At 59.1% G+C, this 22,463-nt stretch carries 23 protein-coding genes; 11 read left to right on the forward strand and 12 right to left on the reverse strand.

The annotated features are described in order from the left end of the window. The first annotated feature begins 4 nt into the window (after positions 1–4). Positions 5–1,114 carry a type IVa pilus ATPase TapU gene (gene tapU, locus BN1128_RS00515; protein ID WP_042865626.1) on the forward strand — a complete coding sequence of 370 codons (1,110 nt, stop codon included), beginning with the start codon at positions 5–7 and terminating at the stop codon, positions 1,112–1,114. A 31-nt stretch (positions 1,115–1,145) separates the two neighbouring features. Continuing rightward, positions 1,146–1,919 (forward strand): peroxide stress protein YaaA, encoded by a 774-nt coding sequence (yaaA, locus tag BN1128_RS00520; RefSeq protein ID WP_042865627.1) that lies wholly within the window; start codon positions 1,146–1,148, stop codon positions 1,917–1,919. A 189-nt stretch (positions 1,920–2,108) separates the two neighbouring features. Here yaaA and srmB read toward each other — a convergent pair whose 3' ends face one another. Continuing rightward, positions 2,109–3,332, reverse strand: a complete 1,224-nt coding sequence (gene srmB / locus BN1128_RS00525; RefSeq protein ID WP_042865628.1) for an ATP-dependent RNA helicase SrmB — start codon at positions 3,330–3,332, stop codon at positions 2,109–2,111. A 128-nt stretch (positions 3,333–3,460) separates the two neighbouring features. On the opposite strand from srmB, the gene BN1128_RS00530 reads away from it, so the two are divergent. From BN1128_RS00530 to brnQ (BN1128_RS00540), 3 genes are all read left to right on the forward strand, one after another. Next, positions 3,461–4,171, forward strand: a complete 711-nt coding sequence (locus tag BN1128_RS00530; protein WP_042865629.1) for a tRNA1(Val) (adenine(37)-N6)-methyltransferase — start codon at positions 3,461–3,463, stop codon at positions 4,169–4,171. Positions 4,172–4,361: 190 nt separating this feature from the next. Further along, positions 4,362–5,669 carry a branched-chain amino acid transport system II carrier protein gene (brnQ, locus tag BN1128_RS00535; RefSeq protein WP_082030305.1) on the forward strand — a complete coding sequence of 436 codons (1,308 nt, stop codon included), beginning with the start codon at positions 4,362–4,364 and terminating at the stop codon, positions 5,667–5,669. Positions 5,670–6,119: 450 nt separating this feature from the next. Then, complete coding sequence (brnQ, locus tag BN1128_RS00540) at positions 6,120–7,397, forward strand: branched-chain amino acid transport system II carrier protein (protein WP_042865632.1); 1,278 nt, start codon at positions 6,120–6,122, stop codon at positions 7,395–7,397. Positions 7,398–7,467: 70 nt separating this feature from the next. Here brnQ (BN1128_RS00540) and BN1128_RS00545 read toward each other — a convergent pair whose 3' ends face one another. The 3 genes from BN1128_RS00545 to zur are packed head-to-tail and all read right to left on the reverse strand — an operon-like array spanning position 7,468 to position 8,612. Further along, positions 7,468–7,698, reverse strand: a complete 231-nt coding sequence (locus tag BN1128_RS00545; RefSeq protein ID WP_042865634.1) for a hypothetical protein — start codon at positions 7,696–7,698, stop codon at positions 7,468–7,470. Positions 7,699–7,702: 4 nt separating this feature from the next. Then, positions 7,703–8,164: a chemotaxis protein CheX gene (locus BN1128_RS00550; protein WP_016351979.1), complete on the reverse strand. Its 462-nt coding sequence runs from the start codon at positions 8,162–8,164 to the stop codon at positions 7,703–7,705. After that, the gene (zur, locus tag BN1128_RS24220) at positions 8,154–8,612 is read right to left on the reverse strand and encodes a zinc uptake transcriptional repressor Zur (RefSeq protein WP_082030306.1); all 459 of its coding nucleotides are present in this window, start codon (positions 8,610–8,612) and stop codon (positions 8,154–8,156) included. The genes BN1128_RS00550 and zur overlap by 11 nt, the downstream gene beginning before the upstream one ends. Positions 8,613–8,750: 138 nt before the next feature. On the opposite strand from zur, the gene dusA reads away from it, so the two are divergent. Further along, entirely contained in the window at positions 8,751–9,737 is a 987-nt protein-coding gene (gene dusA, locus BN1128_RS00560) for a tRNA dihydrouridine(20/20a) synthase DusA (protein WP_042865638.1), read from the forward strand. A 2-nt stretch (positions 9,738–9,739) separates the two neighbouring features. Beyond that, the gene (locus BN1128_RS25100) at positions 9,740–9,889 is read left to right on the forward strand and encodes a hypothetical protein (protein WP_098982287.1); all 150 of its coding nucleotides are present in this window, start codon (positions 9,740–9,742) and stop codon (positions 9,887–9,889) included. Between the two features lie 82 nt (positions 9,890–9,971). On the opposite strand, the gene BN1128_RS00565 is transcribed toward BN1128_RS25100, so the two are convergent. Both BN1128_RS00565 and hupA read right to left on the reverse strand, forming a co-directional pair. Beyond that, positions 9,972–10,397: a hypothetical protein gene (locus BN1128_RS00565; protein ID WP_005320448.1), complete on the reverse strand. Its 426-nt coding sequence runs from the start codon at positions 10,395–10,397 to the stop codon at positions 9,972–9,974. Between the two features lie 101 nt (positions 10,398–10,498). After that, positions 10,499–10,771: a nucleoid-associated protein HU-alpha gene (gene hupA / locus BN1128_RS00570; protein WP_005305063.1), complete on the reverse strand. Its 273-nt coding sequence runs from the start codon at positions 10,769–10,771 to the stop codon at positions 10,499–10,501. Between the two features lie 340 nt (positions 10,772–11,111). Between hupA and BN1128_RS00575 the strand changes: the two genes are divergently transcribed. Continuing rightward, entirely contained in the window at positions 11,112–11,594 is a 483-nt protein-coding gene (locus BN1128_RS00575) for an Rsd/AlgQ family anti-sigma factor (RefSeq protein ID WP_042865640.1), read from the forward strand. A gap of 101 nt (positions 11,595–11,695) precedes the next feature. Beyond that, positions 11,696–12,076 (forward strand): PilZ domain-containing protein, encoded by a 381-nt coding sequence (locus BN1128_RS00580; protein ID WP_042865641.1) that lies wholly within the window; start codon positions 11,696–11,698, stop codon positions 12,074–12,076. Positions 12,077–12,187: 111 nt separating this feature from the next. Here BN1128_RS00580 and radA read toward each other — a convergent pair whose 3' ends face one another. Next, the gene (gene radA / locus BN1128_RS00585) at positions 12,188–13,552 is read right to left on the reverse strand and encodes a DNA repair protein RadA (protein WP_042865642.1); all 1,365 of its coding nucleotides are present in this window, start codon (positions 13,550–13,552) and stop codon (positions 12,188–12,190) included. A gap of 100 nt (positions 13,553–13,652) precedes the next feature. Between radA and BN1128_RS00590 the strand changes: the two genes are divergently transcribed. Continuing rightward, complete coding sequence (locus BN1128_RS00590; RefSeq protein WP_042865643.1) at positions 13,653–16,031, forward strand: PilZ domain-containing protein; 2,379 nt, start codon at positions 13,653–13,655, stop codon at positions 16,029–16,031. Between the two features lie 150 nt (positions 16,032–16,181). On the opposite strand, the gene BN1128_RS00595 is transcribed toward BN1128_RS00590, so the two are convergent. Beyond that, complete coding sequence (locus BN1128_RS00595; protein ID WP_042865644.1) at positions 16,182–17,087, reverse strand: alpha/beta fold hydrolase; 906 nt, start codon at positions 17,085–17,087, stop codon at positions 16,182–16,184. Between the two features lie 54 nt (positions 17,088–17,141). Continuing rightward, positions 17,142–18,152 carry a phosphoserine phosphatase SerB gene (gene serB / locus BN1128_RS00600; protein ID WP_042865657.1) on the reverse strand — a complete coding sequence of 337 codons (1,011 nt, stop codon included), beginning with the start codon at positions 18,150–18,152 and terminating at the stop codon, positions 17,142–17,144. A 120-nt stretch (positions 18,153–18,272) separates the two neighbouring features. On the opposite strand from serB, the gene BN1128_RS00605 reads away from it, so the two are divergent. After that, the gene (locus BN1128_RS00605) at positions 18,273–18,890 is read left to right on the forward strand and encodes an AhpA/YtjB family protein (protein ID WP_042865645.1); all 618 of its coding nucleotides are present in this window, start codon (positions 18,273–18,275) and stop codon (positions 18,888–18,890) included. 73 nt (positions 18,891–18,963) lie between these two features. On the opposite strand, the gene deoD is transcribed toward BN1128_RS00605, so the two are convergent. The 3 genes from deoD to deoA form a co-directional block, all read right to left on the reverse strand. After that, positions 18,964–19,680, reverse strand: coding sequence for a purine-nucleoside phosphorylase (gene deoD, locus BN1128_RS00610; RefSeq protein WP_042865646.1), 717 nt, complete (start codon positions 19,678–19,680; stop codon positions 18,964–18,966). A 154-nt stretch (positions 19,681–19,834) separates the two neighbouring features. Then, positions 19,835–21,043, reverse strand: coding sequence for a phosphopentomutase (locus BN1128_RS00615; RefSeq protein WP_042865647.1), 1,209 nt, complete (start codon positions 21,041–21,043; stop codon positions 19,835–19,837). A gap of 14 nt (positions 21,044–21,057) precedes the next feature. Continuing rightward, positions 21,058–22,389 (reverse strand): thymidine phosphorylase, encoded by a 1,332-nt coding sequence (deoA, locus tag BN1128_RS00620; protein WP_042865648.1) that lies wholly within the window; start codon positions 22,387–22,389, stop codon positions 21,058–21,060. Between the last annotated feature and the right edge of the window lie 74 nt (positions 22,390–22,463).

The following is a 22,463-nucleotide window of genomic DNA, read 5'->3' on the forward strand; positions in this document are numbered from 1 at the left end:
CATTATGAATCTGGATGCTCTGTTGGCCGAACTGGTCGCACGCAAAGGCTCGGATCTGTTCATCACGGTCGGTACGCCCCCCACCCTCAAGGTGAACGGCCATCTGCAGTCTCTGGGGGGAGAACCGCTCGACAAGCAGAGCGCCCTGACTCTGATCAAGGAGACATTAAGCCAGGAGCACCTCGAACGTTACATCCGCACCAAGGAAGCCAACTACGCTATCCACCGCGAGGCACTGGGACGCTTTCGGGTGAGTGCCTTCTGGCAGCAGGAGCTGCCGGGCATGGTGGTGCGCCGTATCGAGACCCGCATTCCAACCTTTGACGAACTGACCCTGCCGCCCATCTTGCAGGAGGTAGCCATGGCCAAACGCGGCCTGGTGCTGTTCGTCGGTGCCACCGGAACGGGCAAATCCACCACTCAAGCAGCCATGATCGGCTATCGAAACCAGAATGCGGATGGCCATATCCTGACGGTGGAAGATCCGGTGGAGTTCGTGCATCAGCACGGCCGCAGCCTGATCACCCAGCGGGAAGTGGGCATAGATACGGAATCATTCGATGTGGCGCTGAAGAGCTCCCTGCGCCAAGCACCTGACGTTATCCTCATCGGCGAGATCCGAAGCCAGGAAACCATGGAGTTCGCACTGCAATTTGCCGAGACCGGCCACCTTTGCCTCGCGACCCTGCACGCCAACAATGCCAACCAGGCGCTTGATCGCATCCTCCATCTGGTACCGCAGGAGAAACACCGTCAGTTACTGTTCGATCTCTCCTTCAACCTGCGCGCCATCGTCGCCCAGCAACTGGTGCCAAGCCTGGATGGCCGCCGCCGCTTCGCGGCCTTTGAAGTGCTGCTCAACACGCCGCTCATCACGGATATCATCCGCAAAGGTGAGGTTCACCGTCTCAAGGAGGTGATGACCAAGTCCACCGAGCTTGGCATGCAGACCTTCGATCAGGCACTGTTTACCCTGTTTTGTGCCGGCCAAATTGGCTACAGTGAGGCCCTTGCCCATGCCGACTCGGCCAACGACCTGCGACTGCTGATCAAGCTGTCCGGCCGTGAGCAGATGGGTGCAGGCACACTCGACAACGTCACCCTGGATGAATGAGGGGCGTGTGTCACCGCTATAAAGGATCGTTATGCTGATTGTGGTTTCCCCGGCCAAGACGCTGGATTACGAGTCACCTCTGGTGACCTCCCGTTTCACCCAACCCCAATTGCTGGATCACTCGGCTGAGCTGATCACCCGGGCCCGCCAGCTGACACCGGACCAGATCGCCAGCCTGATGAAGATCAGCGACAAGCTGGCCGGCCTCAATGCAGCCCGTTTTGCCCAGTGGCAACCTGACTTCCATCCAGACAACGCCCGCCAGGCGCTGCTTGCGTTCAAGGGGGATGTCTACACAGGGCTTGCTGTAGAAGATTTCAACAACGGGGATTTCGACTTTGCCCAGGCGCACCTTCGTATGCTCTCCGGCCTCTATGGCGTGCTGCGCCCGCTCGATCTCATGATGCCCTATCGGCTGGAGATGGGGACCCGGCTCGACAACAGTCGCGGCAAGGACCTCTACCAGTTCTGGGGGGATGTGATTACCCAGCACATCAATGCAGCGCTGGCGGCGCAAGGGGACGAGGTGCTGATCAACCTGGCCTCTGACGAGTATTTCAAGTCGGTACGACCGAAAGCCCTGAAGGGCAGGATCGTCACCCCTGTGTTCAAGGACGAGAAGAACGGCCAGTTCAAGATCATCAGCTTCTACGCCAAGAAGGCGCGCGGCATGATGGCCCGCCACATCATCAAGCACCGCCTGACCGAGGTGGAACAATTGACCGGCTTCAACGTCGATGGTTACTACTTCGTGCCAGAAGAGTCTGACGCTCAGACCCTGATGTTTAAACGCGCCGAAAATTAATTACAGAAAGAGGGAACCAAATTCAGGATCCCCGGGTCTGAATACATGAATCCTCTGTTGTAAGCACTTTTTATCAGCCGACGTCTATGCGTCGGCTTTTTTCTGCGCGCGATCCGCGAACACAGGCACACTCACCGCAGGCAGCAAGCAAAACGGCCATCCGAGGATGGCCGTTGCTGTAGGTATGGCTTACTTCTTTTTCTTCTTGGCGCTCTTCTTCTTGCCATCCTTCGGCTTCTTCTTCTTCACCGGTACCCGCGCTTCTTTGTGCTTGGGACGCAGCTCGTCGATCACCCGGCGCTTGAGGCGCTCCTCGGTGTAACGCTCAATCTTGGCGACCATGCCCATGTCGTGGGCTTCAACCAGGCTGATGGCACAGCCGCGGTTGCCGGCGCGGCCGGTCCGACCGATACGGTGCACATACACGTCGGTGCCATAAGGCATGTCGTAGTTGATGACATGGCTGACGTTGGGCAGGTCGATGCCACGGGCGGCAACGTCGGTGGCAACGAGGAAGGGGACTTCCCCTGCATGGAACTTACGGATCGACTCGACGCGTTTGCTCTGTTCCATCTCGCCACGGATCCAGGCACATGGAATACCCGCAGCCTGCAATTGGCCAGATAGTTCAGCCAGGCGCTCGCGGGTTCTGACGAAGACGATGGCCTTCTGGGTTTCCGGATCTTTGAGGATGTGGATCAACAAGGCCAGCTTGTGGGCGGCGTCATCGGCCAGATGTACCCACTGGGTAATTGGGCGACGTTCGCTGCGGGGCGGCTCGGCATGCAGCTCTACCGGCTCGTTGAGGATCTCGTTGGCAAACTTCTCCAGCCCGGCCCCTTCCAGGGTGGCGGAGAACAGCATGGTGTGCTTGCGATAGCGCGCCTCCGCCACTATGCGATTCACATCTTTGACAAAACCCATGTCCAGCATGCGGTCCGCTTCATCCAGCACCAGCACTTCGATGTCGTGGCTCTCGAACTCTTCTTTATCTATGTACTCGAGCAGACGGCCTGGAGTAGCGACCACTATGTCGGTGGTCTTGGTCAGGGCAGGCAGCTGCTCTTCGTGGCTGACGCCGCCAATGATGGTCTCGATGCTGAGGTTGGTGTGCACCGCCAGCGCCTTGGCGTGGGCAGTAACTTGCAACGCCAGCTCGCGGGTCGGGGTCAGGATCAGCATGCGGCACGGGCCCGGCTTGCGGCGCGGGAAATCCAGCAGATGTTGCAGAGCAGGCAGCACGAAGGCGGCCGTCTTGCCGGTACCGGTCGGAGCGGATGCCAGAATATCGCGGCCGTCCAGGGCTGGCTCCAACACCATCTGCTGGATGGTGGTCGGGCGGGTGAATCCCATCTCGGCCAAGGCCCGGTTAAGGGCTGGATTCAGGTCGAAATCATCAAAGGACTGGCTCATGGCAATACTCGGTCATTAAGGAAACGGCAGATTATAGGCGATTATGCCGTCGGCTCCTATGGTGACTGTGGCTTAGTCGCTATAATCGCCGACCATTTTGTGTGTAACTGGCATATGGCGGGGGTCAGATGGGACGAAACAGCGGCTTTACCTTCAAACAGTTTCACGTCGAGCACGACCGCTGCGCCATGAAGGTCGGCACGGACGGCATACTGCTGGGCGCTTGGGCACCGGTTGCCGACACCCGCCGGGTGCTGGACATTGGCACAGGCAGCGGCCTCATTGCCCTGATGCTGGCCCAACGCAGCCGCTCCGACTGCCTCATCGACGGGGTGGAACTGGATATGGATGCAACGACGCAGGCACGCGAGAACGTGGCGGCCTCCCCCTGGGCCTCCCGGGTCACCATCATTGAGAGCGCCATTCAGGATTATCAGGCCCAGCCCTACGATCTCATCGTCTCCAACCCGCCCTATTTTGTGGCAGGCCAGTCATTCAGCGATCCGGCCAGGGCGCTGGCCCGCCATACAGGAGCACTCGGCAGCCGGGATCTGCTGGCTGCGTGCCAGCGTTTGCTGAGTGCCACAGGACAGGTGGCGCTGGTGCTGCCGACCGCCATGGCCGATGAAATTTTATGCATCTCGGCGGATTATGATCTGCATGGCGTTTGTTATACAGCTGTTATCACCAGAGCTGGTAAAGAGGCAAATCGTGTTTTATTGCTACTTGGCAGAGGATTAAGCAGGTGTGAGCAGGAAGAGATTGTGATCCATTCTGCTGATGGAGCCTATTCCGACAGATACATCCAACTGACCCACCCCTTCTATTTGAAGATGTAAATTTCGTCTTGAACTATTTTTTCACGCCATTATGCTGACTCTCAAACGAGCACCCGCTCCAGACCAGCTAAAACCACTGGTTGCGATGAAAAAACAAGCGGGGCTCCTTTTTTTTACCCCGGCACAACACTGGTCACTGACCAATAAAAACTATAACAAGCAATAGTTTACAAGACAGACGAGGTTGAACTTGACGAAATCACTCACATTATCCGATGTACTCGGATTGGGCTTCATGACCTTTGCGTTCTATCTGGGCGCCGGCAACATCATTTTCCCACCCCTGGCTGGCTACATGGCTGGCGAGCACCTCTCCCTGGCCATGCTGGGCTTCCTGGTGACCGCCGTGGGCCTGCCCCTCATCACCATCCTCGCCGTCGCCAAGGCGGGCAATGGCTGGGCCGGCATGACCAAGCTGCTGCCTGCCGGGCTGGCAACCGCACTGGCGGTCGCCATCTACATCATCATTGGCCCGGCCTTCGCGGCTCCCCGAACCGGTCTGGTGGCCTACGAGATGGGCCTCAAGCCCTTCATTGGCGACATGGGTCAGGCTGGTCTGGCTGCCTACACAGTGATCTTCTTCGGAGTCGCCGTACTGGTCTCCATGAACCAGGGTAAGCTAATGGATGCCATCGGCAAGTACCTGACCCCGGTGTTGATGCTGCTGCTACTGACCCTGGCCGTGGGTGTGTTCGTCGCACCGCAAGGTACAATGCCGGCCGCGTCCGGTGACTATCAGAACGGCCCCTTCGTGAAAGGGATCCTGGAAGGCTACAACACCATGGATACCCTGGCGTCCCTGATGTTTGGCGCCCTGATCGTCGATCTGCTGCGTCAAAAAGGCATCCACGACTATAAGAGCCAGTTCAAATATCTGGCCATCGCCGGCATCATTTCCGCCATCGGCTTGTCCGTGGTCTATGTCTCCCTGTTCCAGCTGGGCAACACGGCTGCCGGGGTGGCCACCGACGTCAGCAATGGCGGCGCCATCGTCAACGCCTACGTGCTGAGCCTGTTCGGCCAGCCGGGTCAGTTCATTCTGGCGGCCATCATCACCCTGGCCTGCTTCACCACGGCCGTGGGCCTCATCTCCGCCTGCTCCGACTTCTTCCACAACCTCACGGGTGTGGCTTACAAGAAGCTGGTACTGCTGCTGGGTGCCATCTGCGCCGTCGTCGCCAACGTGGGCCTGAGCCAACTCATCAGCCTCTCCATTCCGGTGCTGGTTGCCATCTATCCGGTCGCCGTGGCCCTGGTGCTGGTCACCTTCCTGAAGGGGTACTTCGGTCGTCCTCGTCTGGTGTTCCGCTCCGTGCTGCTGGTCGCCTTCCTGTTCGGTTGCCTGGACGGTCTGGGCGCTGCTGGCATGAAGATGGATGCCTTCGCCTTCCTGCCGCTGTTTGACAAGGGTCTCGCCTGGTTGCTGCCGACCCTGCTGGCCTGTGGCCTTGGCGTTGTGATGCGTTCCAGCGAGAAGCTGGCTGCCGAAGCCACCTGATCCCGCTTCGCAACACTCTTCTGAAGAGCCGGCCTTGTGCAGGCTCTTTGTTTTTTACGACGATTGTCGCAACAAGCGGGGGTTGCGTTGATCCTCTCCATCTGGTGGCACAGCCAGAGTCACTATCTTGCCCAAGAGTGCAGCCGGACAGTGTTCTGACCTTCCATATCACTTTTGCCGCCAGCCTCGTCGGTAGCAAATACCAAAATAAATAATTGTTTCAAAATATTAATCCGAGCTTAACCATATTTTTTAGTTTGTTATGCTAGTAATGGGCCATTCATTGCTGCATTTGAGGAGCCGGTTCGGCTGGATCGTTCCCATGGCAGCAAACAGGCCCGGTTATCTGCCCAGTCGCAGGTGAAAATAAGAGACAAAAAATAGACATGGCAGATGAGGTTAGGTTTGACGAAATCACTTAAGTTGTCCGACATATTCGGATTGGGTTTTATGACGTTTGCCTTCTATCTGGGGGCAGGCAATATCATTTTTCCACCGCTGGCTGGCTTTATGGCCGGTGAGCATCTGCTGGCAACCATGGCAGGTTTCCTGCTGACGGCGGTGGGCCTGCCCCTGCTCACCCTGATTGCCGTGGCAAAGAGCTGTGCCGGGCAAGGTAGCAGTGGCTGGACGGCGATGACCCGTTATCTACCCGCCGGAACGGCCACAGCGCTGGCCATCGCCATCTATATCATCATGGGACCGGCCTTTGCCATTCCCCGCACTGGCCTGGTCGCCTACGAAATGGGGCTCAAACCCTGGCTGGGTGCAGCCGGTCAGAGCGGCTTGCTGCTCTACACCTTGCCCTTCTTTGCCCTGGTGAGCCTGATTGCGCTGGATCGGGGCAAGCTGCTCGATGCCATCGGCAAATATCTGACCCCGGCACTGATGGTGATGCTGCTGATCCTCGCACTCGGCGTATTCATTGCACCACAGGGCAGCATGCCGGAAGCCAGCGGCGAGTATGTCAACACCCCCCTCATCAGAGGCATGCTGGAGGGGTACAACACCATGGATACCCTGGCATCCCTGATGTTCGGCACCCTCATCATCGGCCTGTTGCGCCAGAAAGGGGTCGAGGATTATCCGAGTCAGTTCAAGTACCTGACTATCGCCGGCCTGATCTCGGCGGCGGGCCTGTCAGCGGTCTACATCTCGCTATTTCACCTTGGCAATAGTGCCGCCGGCGTGGCCGGCGATATCAGCAATGGCGGTGCCATCGTCAACGCCTATGTGTTGAGCCTGTTTGGCCTGCCAGGCCAGCTCATTCTGGCAGCCATCATTACCCTGGCCTGCTTTACCAGCGCGGTCGGCTTGCTGTGCGCCGGGGCTGACTATTTCCACGGGCTGACCGGTTGGGCATACCGCAAGTGGGTGCTGCTGCTGGGCAGCTTGTGTGTGCTGGTAGCCAACGTGGGTCTGAGCCAGCTCATCAGCCTCTCCATTCCGGTGCTAGTCGCCATCTATCCGGTCGCAGTGGCTCTGGTGCTGGTCACCTTCCTGAAGGGGTACTTCGGTCGTCCTCGTCTGGTATTCCGCTCCGTGCTGCTGGTCGCCTTCCTGTTCGGTTGCCTGGACGGCCTGGGCGCTGCCGGCATGAAGATGGATGCCTTCGCCTTCCTGCCGCTGTTTGACAAGGGTCTCGCCTGGTTGCTGCCGACCGTGCTGGCCTGTGGCTTTGGCGTGGTAGCGCGTTCCAGCGATAAGCTGGCTGCCGAAGCCGCCTGACCACTCTCAAACCAATAAAAAAGAGGCCAGCATATGCTGGCCTCTTTCATTTTCTGATTTGTCGTCGATTTCACAGCAGGGGCTCTACCGGTTTGGGCCTGCCCTCCAGGCCATACCAGTGGGCCTCGACCCGACCGGCGTGCCACTGGAAGGAGCCCCAGGGCCTGTCTGCCTGCCAGCGTGGAAAACTCACCACCACCTTGTTGTCATCGTATTTGTAGAGCGAGGTGTTGATCTGGATATCAGACAGGATGAGCAGCAGGGCCCAGCCGATGAAGAACCATTTCAGCGCTTTCCACATAGGGTTACTCGAAGCAAATTTCGATGGTAGCCCGGCCGTAATCAGACTCGAACGGCATCATGATCTTGGTGCCATCAGCCCTATGGGTGATGGTGTGGTTGGGACCCGAGACAATGATGGGAGTCGCCATGTCGAACTCGTAGCCTTTCTCCCCCAGCATGCGCTTGGCGCCACCGGTTACCATGTTGGTGATCTCACCCACCATGTCGGTCACTTCTTCATTGATGGTGGCGGGGGCCTCCCCCAGCATGCGACGCATGATCTCCAGCGCCAACCCCTTCTCGAAGCTGATGGAAAGCGAACCACGGGTCTGCGGGCCTACCATGCCGATGAGGCCGGAGACATCGCCTCGCGCCAGTTCATCCATCTTGCGCTTGGGTTTACCCGGTTTAAGCTCTAACTGCGCCATGGTGGAGAGCACATTGAGCAGGGAAAGCAGGAACGGGTTTACAAAATCAGCCTTCATGTTGATGTCCTACGGTGGGCGTACAGCGAGCACATTGGCCATGTGCCTCTATCGTCTTATTGGTAATAGTAAAACCATGCTGATGGGCTTGCTCGGAAAACGCACTGTCGATCGCAATGTCATGGAGCTCCACCACCTCGCCACACCGATCGCAGATCAGCAGCTGCATGGGATGAGCATGGTCAAAGTGACAACAGAATATGAAGGCGTTGAGCGACTCCACCTTGTGGGCAAAGCCCTGCTCGAGCAGAAAATCGAGTGCCCGATAGACAGTAGGCGGCTTGGCATGAGCCTCGGTTTGCTGCAACTGGGCTAACAAATCATAGGCGCTGATGGCGTTGCCGTGGGCAGCCAGCAGAGTGAAAACCTGGCGCCGGGTAGGGGTGAAGCGGATCCCGCGTTGTTCGCAGAGTCGTTCGGCTCGTTGTAAAAGTTGGTCTTGATTCATGATCACGCAGATACCCTTTTTATTAGCCGGATACTATCACAGGGCCTCCAGTGGCGCGGCGACAAAATTCATTTTCTGGGGCTGCCTCACGTTGTGATAAAATCCGGCCCCTTTGTTTAGCCAACCCGGATAATTTTTATGCAGGCGCAGCGTTTTTCCATCGCCCCCATGCTGGACTGGACCGATCGGCATTGCCGTTATTTCCACCGTCTGATGACTCGCCAGACCTTGCTCTATACCGAGATGGTGACCACGGGCGCCATCATCCATGGCAAAGGGGATTATCTGGGCTACAGCGAGCAGGAGCATCCTGTCTCGCTGCAACTGGGTGGCAGCAACCCGGCGGATCTGGCCCACTGCGCCAGACTGGCACAGGCGCGCGGCTATGACGAGATCAACCTCAACGTGGGTTGCCCGTCGGATCGAGTCCAGAATGGCCGCTTCGGCGCTTGCCTGATGGGCGAACCCGCGCTGGTGGCCGACTGCGTCAAGGCGATGCGCGATGTGGTGGACATCCCGGTCACCGTCAAGACCCGGATCGGCATCGATGAGCAGGACTCCTACGAATTCTTGCAGGCCTTCATCGAGCAGGTGCGCGATGCCGGTTGCGATACCTTCATCGTCCACGCCCGCAAGGCCTGGCTCAGCGGCCTGAGCCCGCGGGAGAACCGCGAGATACCGCCGCTCGACTATCCGCGGGTCTATCGGGTCAAACAGGATTATCCCGAACTGACCATAGCCCTCAACGGCGGCGTCACCTCCATCGAGCAGACCCTGGAGCATCTGCAGCAGGTGGACGGGGTCATGATGGGGCGCGAGGCCTATCAGAATCCCTATCTCCTGGCGCAGGTAGACAGCCATCTGTTCGGCCTAGCAGGTGATGTTCCCAGCCGTCACGAGGTGGTGCGGATGATGCTGCCCTACATGGAGCAGGAGCTGGCCAAGGGCAACTACCTCTCCCATATGACCCGCCACATGCTGGGCCTGTTCCAGAACATGCAGGGAGCTCGTGCCTGGCGTCGTCACCTGAGCGAGAACGCCTGCAAGCCGGGCGCTGGCATTCAAGTTGTGCTGGATGCCATGGCCAAGGTGCCGGAATTCGCCAGCGCCGAATCGGTAGAGTGATAATGTACCGCTTCACGGGTTCATGGCTGCACAAGGCGCTGGTCCGGCTCTGCGCCGGCCTGCTCGCCATTCTCGGCCTCAAGCTCAGCGCCTTCTACTTTCTCGGTCTGCTGATCGTGCTGGGCCTGCACAGGGAGCAGTTACTGGGCTGACTCTCATCGCCTTCAGCACCAATGAAAAAGCCGGTAACACCAAGTGTTACCGGCTTTTCTATGCGTGGCCATCGCGCTGACGCTACTCCCCCTTGTCCACAAACTGCAGTTCGGGTGCAAATGAAGTCAGCACGTCAGCACAGTAGTCCCAGGTCGAGATGCGATAGTGCTGTAGATCCTCGTCCAGATGAAGTCCCTCCGATTCCTGATGGAACCAGCTGGCAAAACGGGACGGGGTAATGAGCTGGATCTGCTCCTCGATGGCATGGCTCTCCTTGCCTTCCGACAGATCGCAGTCCTCCATGACCCGCACGGCGAAAATATGGCGAAAATAGACCCGGCACAGGATCTGTGGCGGCAGATCTATACTGCGCGCCCGACCCAGCATGACGGTCAAGGAGTCACTCCAGATATCCTGGTGAAGTTCGGCCACAACCAGGCCTGGGGGGAGTTGGCGGGACGGAGCCCAAGGTACGGCAACCTGCCGAATGGCATTTTTCTGTTCCATCATCCACCTCACTACAGCGCACGCCATATCTTGAGTGTATCTGAAACAAATTCCGCTGACGATGGCAATAAAAAACCCGGCTGGCGCCGGGTTTTACACGATTACTTGACGGCGTCTTTGAGCGCCTTGCCTGCCACAAAGGACGGCACATTCGCGGCTGCAATCTGGATTTCTTTACCAGTTTGCGGATTACGACCGGTACGGCCCGCGCGATGGTTCACCTTGAAGGTACCAAAACCCACCAACTGCACAGCATCGCCTTCTTTCAGGCTCTGGGTAATACCATTGATGATCTCTTCCAGAGCAACTTTGGCCTGAGCTTTGCTCAGATCTGCTTTGGCGGCAATTGCATCGACAAGTTGAGCTTTGTTCATAACATTTCCTTTATGATCGGGCATTTAGCACCGAGCCACTCTATTCAAAAAAAACACTCAGGCAAAGGCTTTATCAGCCAGATCGGCTTGAATGCTGGGGTTTTCATCAAGATCTGCGGAAATAGTCACATATCTCGCCCCTTCGTTATCACGATGGATTGGAAGAGGAGAGCAAATGATGGGGTCTTGTAGCCAAAACACCATCTGATGTAACAATATCCCTATGCACCTATTGACGGTCAACAGGATTTTCCCTAGTTATAGGGAGTGTCGTCAGTCAATAAGAAAGGCCGGAGGCCTGCAGCGATAGCACTCCATGCCTATGCCCCACGGAGGGATTATGTTAACTGAACTGGAACAAACCAAGCGTGCATTGGCAGGCAAACACAGGGCGATCGATGACTGGCTGGATGCCAGACAAGCTCTGCTGGTCGAATACATGCGGCTCGCCGGGCTGACGCCCGCCCGCACCAAACAGCGTTCACTCCCCGGCCATGTCGACCTGCAGCGTTTTTGCGAGCAACTGGTCGATTACGTCAGCGCCGGTCACTTCGAGATCTACAACCATGTGGTCACTGCCTTCGAAAAAGCCAGCGGTGACAAACTGGAGCTGGCCAAGCGCATCTACCCCAATATTCGGGCGTGTACCGAATTCGCACTGGAATTCAACGACAAGTACAGCAACGCGGATGAGGCTCAGTTGCTGCTGCTGGATGAAGATCTGAATCAACTCGGTCCCGTGTTGGAAGATCGCTTCAAACAGGAGGATCGGCTGGTCAAGGCATTGCAAGTGGTAGAGTCACTCAGCACCCAACAGGTTTGATATCCAATTTCGGAGCCAGTTCAAGATCCTGATGTGCAAGGTGCATTACACTCTATGTCATGACCTTTAGCTCCAATTCCTATTGCTGACAGGAGATGAGAATGTCCGAGCGTCGCCGTTTTTCACGGATCCTCTACTTGACCATGGCCGACCTCGTCCAGGGCGATAAAAAATGGCGGACCCAGCTGGTAGATATCTCCCTGCAGGGCGCGCTCTTGATCCGGCCCGATGACTGGGAAAGCAACGACAACAAGGAGTATGAACTGGGCTTCGTGCTGAGCGGCAGCGACATCGAGATCAAGATGCAAGTCGAGCTGACCCATGAGGCCAGCAAGAAGCTGGGATTCTACTGCCACCATATCGACATCGACAGTGCGACCCACCTCAAGCGGATGGTAGAACTCAATGTCGGAGATGAAGAGCTGCTCCACCGTGAACTGGAGCAACTGCTGAACGAGCATCTGGAACACCCCCATCCCTGAGGATCCCTCCAGAGGCAATAAAAAGGAGCGCACATGGCGCTCTTTTTTATTGTCGATATCGATTGCCGAGATCTGCTGAACCTACGTTTTAGAATGCAACAGAGTCAATGATTACAAAGCTTCCAGTGCATCGGCCAGTTTTTTCACTGGCACCACTTCCATTCCCTCGATGGGGTGCTTGGGCGCATTGGCGTGAGGAACTATGGCACGGCGGAAACCGTGCTTGGCGGCCTCCTGCAACCGCTCCTGGCCGGATGGCACGGGCCGGATCTCGCCGGACAGGCCCACTTCGCCAAACACCACCAGATCCTTGGGCAAGGCCTGATCTCTGAAGCTGGATACCATGGCCAGCAACAGGGCCAGATCCGCACTGGTCTCTTCAACCTTGACGCCCCCCACCACGTTGATGAAGACATCCTGATCCGCCATCTGCAGCCCGCCGTGGCGATGCAGCACGGCCAGCAGCATGGCAAGACGGTTGTGGTCCATCCCCACGGCCACCCGGCGCGGGTTGGAAAGCTGGGAATAGTCCACCAGCGCCTGCAGCTCCACCAGCAGCGGCCGGGTGCCCTCCCAGATCACCATGACGATGGAGCCAGGTGCCTGCTCCTCGCCCCGGCTGAGGAAGATGGCGGAGGGATTGCTCACCTCGCGCATTCCCTGCCCCGTCATGGCGAACACACCGAGTTCGTTGACGGCACCGAAGCGGTTCTTGTGGGAACGCAGGGTGCGAAAACGCGAGTCATTGGCACCATCCAGCAGCACTGAGCAGTCGACACAGTGCTCCAGCACCTTGGGGCCCGCCAGGGTGCCATCCTTGGTCACATGGCCCACCATGAAGATAGCGACGTGATTCTGTTTGGCGTAACGGGTCAACAAGGCTGCGGCCTCCCGCACCTGGGAGACGGAGCCGGGCGATGACTGCACATCCGCCACATGCATCACCTGGATGGAGTCGATGACCATGATCTGCGGCTGCTCCTGCTGGGCTATGATGCAGATCTGCTCGACACTGGTCTCAGACAGCATGCGCAGCTTGTCGGTAGGCAGCCCCAACCGGCTGGCACGCATCGCCACCTGCTGCAACGACTCTTCTCCCGTGACATAGAGGGTCTTCATCCGCTCAGCCAGACCACACATGGTCTGCAGCAGCAGGGTAGACTTGCCCGCCCCCGGATTGCCGCCAATCAGAATGGCCGAACCTGGTACCACACCGCCACCGAGCACCCGATCCAGCTCCTTGAAGCCTGAGGAAAAGCGGGGTATCTCTGTGGTGGCGATCTCAGCCAGCGTCTGGACCTGACTGCCGATGGCGCCGGCGTAGCCGGTGTAGCGGGCATTTTTGCCGGGCGTTACTGAGCCAAGACGCACCTCAGTGATGGTGTTCCACTCCTTGCATTCGCCGCACTGGCCTTGCCAGCGTGTGAAGTCGGCACCACATTCGGTACAAACATAGGCAGTTTTATTTTTGGCCATGGATAACTCGGGGACAGGATGAATTCCTGCTTGATATACTTGTTTGCGACCGACAGATCAAACCCAGAATCGGAAAAGTGACTTTCCGTGGCAGGAACACATGGATTCAGAACAACAACAGCACCTGATTGAACAGCTCATTCCTCTGCTCAGAGAAAAAGATTTCGATGACATCTTCAATCGCCTGACACAGGACGAAAACAGCAACAGCCGTTTCCTGATCAAGATGGAGATAAAGCGCAAATGTACCCCCTGCCGGCGGGTCATCGACATGCGCGACGAGCTGGGTGAGGAGTGCCTGGTCCATGAGTTTGAAGGGGTCACCCACTTCATGCCGGCCGAGGCCATAGGCCTGTTCCAGTCCCAGTGCTATCTGTACCGGGATGTCTACACCCTGGGTGTAAACGAAGCGCTGCAATATTGGCAGAAACACCACCAGAGCAAGGGTGATGGTCCCTTGTTGCCCCCTGCCAGCCCGTTTCGCCAATACGATGTCAATCCCATTCCCTTCGCCAGCTACTATGGCCGGCGTCAGGAGCGGATGCACTTCAGCTCTCCCGTGCTCATCAAATTTGCCGACGGCGACAAACTGTTTGCCAAGAGCTCGGATCTCTCCCTCGGCGGGATCCGGGTCTCGGTTCCCTATCTGCCCAACTATCAGACGGGTGCCCAGGTCGAAGTCTTCTTTACCGGGCTGGAGCGGGACCATCCCAACCCCATATTGCACCACTCGGTCAGCTATCAGATCCTGGGTGAGGAGAGCAAGGAGGGAAAGTACTGGCTGCGACTGATCAAAACCGGCGAGCACACCAGCTTTGACCGCTTCCTGGCTGAGTTCATCGAGAACAACAAGAACCGCTATCGGGTCAGCGTCGACTATCTGCTGTCTGCCGCCATCATCAAGGGCTACGAGCAGTTCTACCTGCCACGCATGACCGGCATGCCGCTGTTCTTCGGCTCGGGAGACAGCCCCAGCCTGGAGATAGCCCTGCGTACCGAGAACAATCAGCACATCCTCGAATACTGGCGCGATGCCAAGAACCGCGACATGCTCGCCAGCCTGTTCTCGGCGGCCCGTATGCAATCCCTGCTGCCGGCCCCGGGCACCCTGCGGGAGACCCTGATCTACTGCTTCACTCATTCGGTGCGCAGCCACCTCTACTTTTTCTCCGCCACCCGGGAAGAGTTGCAACAGAGCGGTCTGATGTCTCTCTTCTTCCAGGTCGGTGCCCGCCGCCCCAGCTGGCGCGTATACAAGTTCAGCCTAGAGCGCTGCGATCTGCACGAGGCCGATCTCGCCAGCCAGCAGAGCCAGGACAGCCCCCAGTTGCAAGACATGCTGCTGCAGGAGCGGCTCCGGCAGATAAACTACGTCGGCCTGCTGCAAGATATCGGCCTCGACAGCCAGCGGGAAGAGTTTCACTACGACGCCAGCGTGCAGCACAATGCCAACGATCTGCAACGCTTCGGCCATGATCTCGGGGCTGCGCCCTTCGAGATAGAGACGCTGCATTATGTGCAGTTGCGCAAAGAGGCACGCTACATCCACAAGACGGCCGTGGCCATCAAACACAACGGGCGGGCTTGGCTTGGCTGGACCCGCGACATCTCGGCCCACGGCATGCAAATAGAGCTGGAAGAGGCGTTCGAGGGAGAGAAGGATGACATAGTCACCCTGGCCCTGCCCCGCCTGCAGGAGCTCTCCAAGAGCATGGATCTGCAACGCCTCCCCTACCGGCTGGTCAGCATCAACCTGACCCGGACCGTACTGCATCTGTGTATCGAGGGGGATCCTGAGCGCCACACCGGCCGCCAGTTCTTCAGCCTGCTGATCGAGAGCAACCAGAACAAGCTCAAGGCGGCGCAGGAGCAGCGTCGTTATCGCGGCATGGCCAGGGCACTGCGCAACATCTACACCCACCATATCTTCAGCACTCCCGTCTACATCAACAAGCTGAAGGGCGCGCCCAAGCCGGCTTCGGTCGGCCATGCCCCGCAGGATCGCAGCCTGTCACGCCTGTTGCGGGCCTGCGCCGAGCAGGGGAATCAGGACAACCTCTATCCCCTGTTCCATGGGGATCTGCTCAAGCAGCTGATCATGAATCCACTGCGCGCCATCGAACGGGAAGACAAGCCGCAGGAGGAAGAGGTCTACATCGCCAGTCTGCACACGCCGGCCGGCCTGCCCGTCTTCTCCAGCCGGCTGGCCAGCAGTTTCCAGGACATGGCGGAAAAGCGCAGCTTCATCGAGCTGGCACTGCGTCAGGGGGAGTTTTATTCGGTACTGGTCGGCATCTCTCGCACCGGCCGACCCGATACCAACTTCATCGCCAACGAGCTGGATTACATCGCCAAGTTCGCCATCCACAAGGCCAAGAAGCTGGAGGAGGAGCTGTGGAGCGTGGTAGGGGTGGGCGAGCTGACCGATACCAGTCAGGCCACCCTGTTCCGGCTCGGCATCACCCCGCCCATCAACTGAGCGGCGACTCATACCAACGCTCCTGCTCAAGCGCGGATGACGGCCTGGCAAATCAGCAAGAAAATAATGGCGGGCCACAGGCCCGCCATTATTTTTATCCCTATATCAACACCTCAGGATAACGGCCTGCTCCCGCCAACCTTGTCTCCATCACGCCGCCTGCGGGTCGAGCAGCCACGCGAGGATCTGCGGGAAGTGATCCTCCTGTGCCTGTGGCGCCGTCAGCATGTTGATGTGATCGTAATCAAGCCGGTTGCCGTTGTCCTTGCCAAGCCGGGTGTGGCGTGTGGCGGACCCCATCTCGGCACTGAAGCGGCGCACGTCGGTCGGGTGCCCCAACACCTTGTCAGCCTTGGCTGAAATCATCCAGAGCGGCGGCCAGTTGACCCTGGCTGCTGCTTCGTCATAGGCAAAGCCGTCATGCGGATCCTGCCAGGGGCCGCACTTGACCCAGGGAATCGTCTCCTGCAGGTAGCGCAGCGGCTCGTCATCCGCGCCCATCTTCAGGCTGCGGGCCGCCAGAAAACCGCTGCGCCGCGCCAGCCAGGGCGCCAGCCGATTCCAGATGAGATCCACCTTCAGCCAGCGCTCCGGGTTCTGCACCGAGACGCCTCGCTTGGTACCAAAGAACACCAGGCTGGCGATCTGCCCGGCCAATTCCGGAAAACGCACCAGGGTAGAGGCCATGATGACGCCTCCCCAGGAGTGAGCCATCCAGTGCAACTTGAAGCCGGCATGGCGCGCCGCAATCCAGCGGTGCAAGGCCGGCAGATCCTCGGTGATCAGCTCGTGCTGACCATGCTCGGCTTGCACGGCGATGGCCGGGGTGCTCAGGCCCCGGCCACGCAGGTCGGCCACATAGACCTGATATCCGTGGCGCGCCAGGAAACAAGCCAGCCCCTTGCCCGATTCGGTATAGAAGATGCGGCCATTCTCGATGGCGCCGTGCACCATCAGGATTGGCTCTGCATGCACGGCGACCCGTGGCTGGATGTGGCGCACGTGCAGCTGGTGCTCACCACAGGGAATAAACAGGGATTGCTGTAACAGTTCCATCTCGATGTGACGTCCTCCGTGACGTGGGGTCAGTTGTTCGCGGCTAATCTGGGATCAGTTGCGATCCCAGCGGCGATCGCGACAGGCAAGGGCCCCCAGCAGGCAGATCACCCCTTCCAGGTCATGATGGTTTAAGGTGGCCGCAGCCTGGGCCCGCACCAGCGGCTTGGCGTGGATGGCGATGCCAAGAGCGGCCACCGCCATCATCTTGAGATCATTGGCGCCATCGCCAATGGCCACTGTCTGGGCAGGACGAATACCGAACTCTGTCGCCAGCTGTTGCAGCACTTCTGCCTTGACGCTGGCATCGACTATGCGCCCGCTCACCTGGCCGGTCAGCTGTGCCCCCTCGATTGCCAGCTCGTTGGCGAAGATGGCATCCAGCCCGAGTGCCTGCTGCAACTCACCGGCGAAACGGGTGAAACCGCCCGAGGCGATCGCCACCTTCCAGCCTGACTGCTTGAGGGTATCGACCATCAATTGCAGGCCCGGCATCCAGGGCATCTGGGTCGCCACCTCATCGAGAATGGTGACCGGCGCCCCCGCCAGCAGGGCGACCCGATTGCGCAGGCTGTCGGAAAACTCCAGCTTGCCCTGCATGGCCGCGGCCGTCACAGCGGCCACCTGCTCGCCCACACCCGCCAGGCGGGCGATCTCGTCGATGCACTCGATCTGGATGGCGGTGGAGTCCATGTCCATCACCAGCAAGCCGGGCTCGCTCAGGGTCGGCAGCGCGGATAGATGACAGATGTCGATGTCCCATGCCTCGGCCTTGAGCAACTGCACCAGCTCGGGGGAGAATCTGTCCGTTCCCAACAACAGCAAGGGTACCCCGGCCGGGCTGCTCGGCGGATAGAGCTGGGCCTGCATATCCTGCGCGGCCAGCGACTCGGCCAGGCGCGCCAGATGGCAGGCGGCAAGAGTCTTGCCAAACAGCACCAGCCAGGCGCCATCCAGCGGTTTGGCGACGGGCAGCAGCGCCCTTGGCGTCAATTGCCACCAAGGGGCACTGGGCAGGCACTCTGGCCACTCGGACAAGGCAGCGGGTAATTGGGACAACAGCATAGAGATAGAGCCTTCCTTGGTGATCATGGGGTTAACAAAGCTGGCCCAGAGTAGCGTATTGCTTTTTGTACAGGCAAGCGCCAAGATCCCGCCACCGCTCGTCGTCAGGAGGCTCAACGCTTGCGTCATCTTCCCATCAAACGTGTTCTCAGTCTGGGTGCCGGCATCTTGCTCGGCCTCTGGGTGCTCGGTGTGCTCATCCATATGCAGGGCGAGAGCCAGGCCTCGCTGCACAGCGAGGCGCGCAACCGTGCTCAGGCGCTGGTCGCCTATGCCTCCCGCGACATGAAGCGCTGGATCAAGGAGGACAAGAACAGCGAGCTGGAACGGCTGGCCCAGGATCTGGCCGCCGAGCCCGAGATCCTTGATGCGACCCTCTACGATGCCCGTGGCATCCCCCTCGCCCAATCGGATGCCGCCGTGCCACTGGACAGCCTGCTGCCCATCGGCGACAACAACAAATCGGTACCGGAGCAGGGCAAGGGACGCATCCAGTTTGTGCAGGAGATCCTGGATGGGGAGCAAACCATTGGCTACCTGCGCATCACCCTGGAAGAGCAGCAACTGCTGGCGGACAAGGACACCCGACTCAAGGTGATACAGGAGAAACAGCGGCTGATGCTGCTGGTGGCGCTGCTCGCCGGCCTGCTCATCTCCTACGGCGTGCGCCGCAACTACATGCGGGTGCGCAAGCACAAAAAGAAGAGCCCGCCCTCATCGGATACGCCGGCAAGCTGAACCGGCAACAGGCAGTCGGCTCATAAAAAAACGGCGACCCGAGGGTCGCCGTTTTGCATGATGTGAATGGGGATTACTTGTCGCCCAGCAGGACGGAGTCCAGCGCGATTTCGATCATGTCGTTGAAGGTCAGCTGACGCTCTTCGGAGGTGGTCTGCTCGCCGGTACGGATATGGTCGGAGACGGTGCAGATGGTCAGTGCCTTGGCACCGTACTCTGCGGCTACGCCGTAGATACCGGCGGCTTCCATCTCGACACCCAGGATGCCGTACTTTTCCATGACGTCGAACATGGAGGGATCCGGGGTGTAGAACAGGTCGGCGGAGAAGATGTTACCCACACGCACGGCAACGCCCTTGTTCTTGGCGGCTTGCACGGCATTGGCAACCAGGCCGAAGTCGGCGATGGCGGCGAAGTCGTGATCCTTGAAGCGCAGACGGTTGACCTTGGAATCGGTACAGGCACCCATGCCGATCACTACGTCGCGCAGTTTCACGTCTTCACGCACGGCGCCACAGGAGCCCACGCGGATCAGGGTCTTCACACCGTAGTCGGTGATCAGCTCTTTGGCATAGATGGAGCAGGACGGGATGCCCATACCGTGGCCCATGACGGAGATGCGACGGCCCTTATAGGTACCGGTGAAGCCGAGCATGCTGCGCACGTCGCACACCTGCTCGACGTTCTCCAGGAAGGTTTCGGCGATGTACTTGGCGCGCAGGGGGTCGCCCGGCATCAGCACTGTATCAGCAAAGGCGCCATCTTTCGCATTGATATGAGGAGTTGCCATTCTCTTGATTCCTTCACACTAGGTTGAGTTTTATTGTCTTTATTGGTTGCCCGCCACCGAGGTGACGGGCGAGTAAATTACAGGAGGCGAGTGCCGCACTGCAACCTGGGCAGGCCCTGCAGAATAGACCGCAAGGCGCCGCCCGATATCGGCCTTACAGGAAGCTGGTACCGTATTGCAGCTTGGGCAGACCGTGGTACGCCGCTATGCTCTGGCCTATGTCGGCAAAGGTCTCGCGACGACCGACGGAGCCGGCCTTGACCGGCTTGCCGAAGAACAGCACCGGAATGTATTCGCGGGTGTGGTCGGTGCCCCCCCAGGTCGGATCGCAGCCGTGGTCGGCGGTCAGCACCACCACGTCGCCGTCCTGCAGTATCTCGAACAGCTCCGGCAGGCGGGAGTCGAAGTACTCCAGCGCATCGGCGTAGCCCTTGACGTCACGACGGTGACCGTAGGAGGAGTCGAAGTCGACGAAGTTGGTGAAGACGATAGTGTTGTCACCGGCCGCTTTCACCTCTTCCAGAGTGCGATCCCACAGCTCGGTCAGGCCCGTGCCCTTCACCTGCTTGGTGATGCCCTGGTTGGCATAGATGTCGGCGATCTTGCCGATGGAGACCACCTGGCCACCCGCTTCTTTCATGTAATCCAGCACGGTCGGCGCCGGCGGCAGCACTGAGTAGTCGTGACGGTTGCCGGTGCGCTTGAAGTTGCCCTTGCCGCTGCCCACGAACGGACGCGCGATGACGCGGCCTATGTTGTAGGGCTCCAGCAGCTCGCGCACTATGTGGCACAGCTCATAAAGCTTCTCGAGACCGTAGGTCTCTTCGTGACAGGCGATCTGGAACACTGAGTCGGCAGAGGTGTAGAGGATCGGCTTGCCGGTGCGCATGTGCTCTTCGCCCAGATCATCCAGCACCTGGGTACCGGAGGCGTGGCAGTTGCCGAGGTAACCGGACAGACCCGCCTTCTCGACGATGGCGTCCAGCAGCTCCTGCGGGAAGCTGTTGTGGTGATCGGTGAAGTAACCCCACTCGAACAGCACGGGCACGCCGGCAATCTCCCAGTGGCCAGACGGGGTGTCCTTACCGGAGGAGAGCTCCTGGGCGAAACCGTAGGCACCGACAACCTCGATATCCTTCTTCAAGCCTGCCGGGAAGTAGCCGGAGGCCAGCTCACCGGCATGCCCCAGACCCAGCTTGTTCAGGTTCGGCAGATTGAGGGCGCCACGGCCTTCAATCTCACCGGCGGCACAGGCCTTGGCGATATGGCCAAGGGTGTTGGCGCCCACATCTCCGAACTTGTCGGCATCGGCGGCGGCGCCAATACCGAAAGAGTCCATCATCAGAATAAAGGTACGTTTCATGGGACTTCCCCTTGTTACAAATCAGCCAGACCGATGCGACGGTAGACCTCAGGCAGGGCCTGGGGTTGAGTGTCACCGATCTTGACAGCCGCCTGCACCATGCTGGCAGCCTGAGCAAATTGCTCTTCGGTTTGAGCGTGGATCAGGGCAATCGGCTTGTCAGCATCGACGCTCTGGCCCAGGCGGATAAAGTCGGTCAGACCGACGGCGTAATCGAGTTTGTCGCCGGCGGCGCGACGACCTCCCCCCATGGCGACCACGGCCAGCCCCAGCTCCCGGGTATCCATGGCCGTCACGAAGCCGGCATTGGCCGCATACACGGGGCGCACAATGGCAGCCTTGGGCAGGTGACTATCATAACGCTCCATGAAGTCGGACGGACCGCCGAGGCCGGTCACCATGCGACCGAAGATCTCGGCAGCCTTGCCGTTGTCGAGCACCGCCTGCAGCTTGCGACGGGCATCGGCATCGTCGCTGGCCAGATGGGCGGAGATCAGCATCTCGGCGCACAGGCTCATGGTGACTTCGTGAATGCGCGGGTTGCGGTACTCACCTGTCAGGTAGCGCACGGCTTCGCGCACTTCCACCCCGTTGCCTGCGCTGGAGGCCAGCACCTGGTTCATGTCGGTCAGCAAGGCCGAGGTACGGCAACCGGCACCGTTGGCCACGGCCACTATGCTCTTGGCCAGCTCTTCGGAGGCTTCAAACGTCGGCATGAAGGCACCTGAGCCCACCTTGACGTCCATCACCAGGGCTTCCAGCCCGGAGGCAAGCTTCTTGGAGAGGATGGAGCCGGTGATCATGGCGATGGATTCAACGGTGGCCGTGATATCGCGTACCGCATAGATACGCTTGTCAGCCGGGGCGAGATCGCCGGTTTGGCCTATGATGGCGACACCCGCCTCTTTCACCACTTTCAGGAAACGATCGTTGTCGACCGAGGTCTGGTAGCCTGGGATGGCATCCAGCTTGTCCAGAGTACCACCGGTATGACCCAGGCCACGACCGGAGATCATGGGCACGAAGCCACCGCAGGCGGCGACCATGGGGCCCAGCATCAGGGAGACCACATCACCCACACCACCGGTGGAGTGCTTGTCGACAATCGGGCCACCCAGGTTGAGGTGATCCCAGTTCAATACCATGCCGGAGTCGCGCATGGCGCAGGTCAGGGCAACCCGCTCATCCATGGTCATGTCTTTGAAGTAGACCGCCATGGCGAGTGCCGCAATCTGGCCCTCGCCTATGGTGTTGTTGGTAATGCCCTGAACGAAGAATTGAATCTCTTGGGTACTGAGCGCTTCACCGTTGCGCTTCTTGCGAATAATTTCTTGAGGCAAAAACATCTTTCATTCCCTCCGCCATTGCTGGCGTCACATAAGCCGTTATCCCTGCCCGCGCGCCGTCTGGCGGGGGCATA

The organism is Aeromonas piscicola (genome assembly GCF_000820005.1).
Lineage (GTDB): Bacteria > Pseudomonadota > Gammaproteobacteria > Enterobacterales > Aeromonadaceae > Aeromonas > Aeromonas piscicola.

Bases quoted from the DNA above. Each gene is read 5' to 3' on its own strand.
- tapU (WP_042865626.1), top strand. From the start codon at position 5: ATGAATCTGGATGCTCTGTTGGCCGAACTGGTCGCACGCAAAGGCTCG.
- yaaA (WP_042865627.1), top strand. From the start codon at position 1,146: ATGCTGATTGTGGTTTCCCCGGCCAAGACGCTGGATTACGAGTCACCT.
- srmB (WP_042865628.1), bottom strand. From the start codon at position 3,332: ATGAGCCAGTCCTTTGATGATTTCGACCTGAATCCAGCCCTTAACCGG.
- BN1128_RS00530 (WP_042865629.1), top strand. From the start codon at position 3,461: ATGGGACGAAACAGCGGCTTTACCTTCAAACAGTTTCACGTCGAGCAC.
- brnQ (WP_042865632.1), top strand. From the start codon at position 6,120: ATGACGTTTGCCTTCTATCTGGGGGCAGGCAATATCATTTTTCCACCG.
- BN1128_RS00545 (WP_042865634.1), bottom strand. From the start codon at position 7,698: ATGTGGAAAGCGCTGAAATGGTTCTTCATCGGCTGGGCCCTGCTGCTC.
- BN1128_RS00550 (WP_016351979.1), bottom strand. From the start codon at position 8,164: ATGAAGGCTGATTTTGTAAACCCGTTCCTGCTTTCCCTGCTCAATGTG.
- zur (WP_082030306.1), bottom strand. From the start codon at position 8,612: ATGAATCAAGACCAACTTTTACAACGAGCCGAACGACTCTGCGAACAA.
- dusA (WP_042865638.1), top strand. From the start codon at position 8,751: ATGCAGGCGCAGCGTTTTTCCATCGCCCCCATGCTGGACTGGACCGAT.
- BN1128_RS25100 (WP_098982287.1), top strand. From the start codon at position 9,740: ATGTACCGCTTCACGGGTTCATGGCTGCACAAGGCGCTGGTCCGGCTC.
- BN1128_RS00565 (WP_005320448.1), bottom strand. From the start codon at position 10,397: ATGGAACAGAAAAATGCCATTCGGCAGGTTGCCGTACCTTGGGCTCCG.
- hupA (WP_005305063.1), bottom strand. From the start codon at position 10,771: ATGAACAAAGCTCAACTTGTCGATGCAATTGCCGCCAAAGCAGATCTG.
- BN1128_RS00575 (WP_042865640.1), top strand. From the start codon at position 11,112: ATGTTAACTGAACTGGAACAAACCAAGCGTGCATTGGCAGGCAAACAC.
- BN1128_RS00580 (WP_042865641.1), top strand. From the start codon at position 11,696: ATGTCCGAGCGTCGCCGTTTTTCACGGATCCTCTACTTGACCATGGCC.
- radA (WP_042865642.1), bottom strand. From the start codon at position 13,552: ATGGCCAAAAATAAAACTGCCTATGTTTGTACCGAATGTGGTGCCGAC.
- BN1128_RS00590 (WP_042865643.1), top strand. From the start codon at position 13,653: ATGGATTCAGAACAACAACAGCACCTGATTGAACAGCTCATTCCTCTG.
- BN1128_RS00595 (WP_042865644.1), bottom strand. From the start codon at position 17,087: ATGGAACTGTTACAGCAATCCCTGTTTATTCCCTGTGGTGAGCACCAG.
- serB (WP_042865657.1), bottom strand. From the start codon at position 18,152: ATGCTGTTGTCCCAATTACCCGCTGCCTTGTCCGAGTGGCCAGAGTGC.
- deoD (WP_042865646.1), bottom strand. From the start codon at position 19,680: ATGGCAACTCCTCATATCAATGCGAAAGATGGCGCCTTTGCTGATACA.
- BN1128_RS00615 (WP_042865647.1), bottom strand. From the start codon at position 21,043: ATGAAACGTACCTTTATTCTGATGATGGACTCTTTCGGTATTGGCGCC.
- deoA (WP_042865648.1), bottom strand. From the start codon at position 22,389: ATGTTTTTGCCTCAAGAAATTATTCGCAAGAAGCGCAACGGTGAAGCG.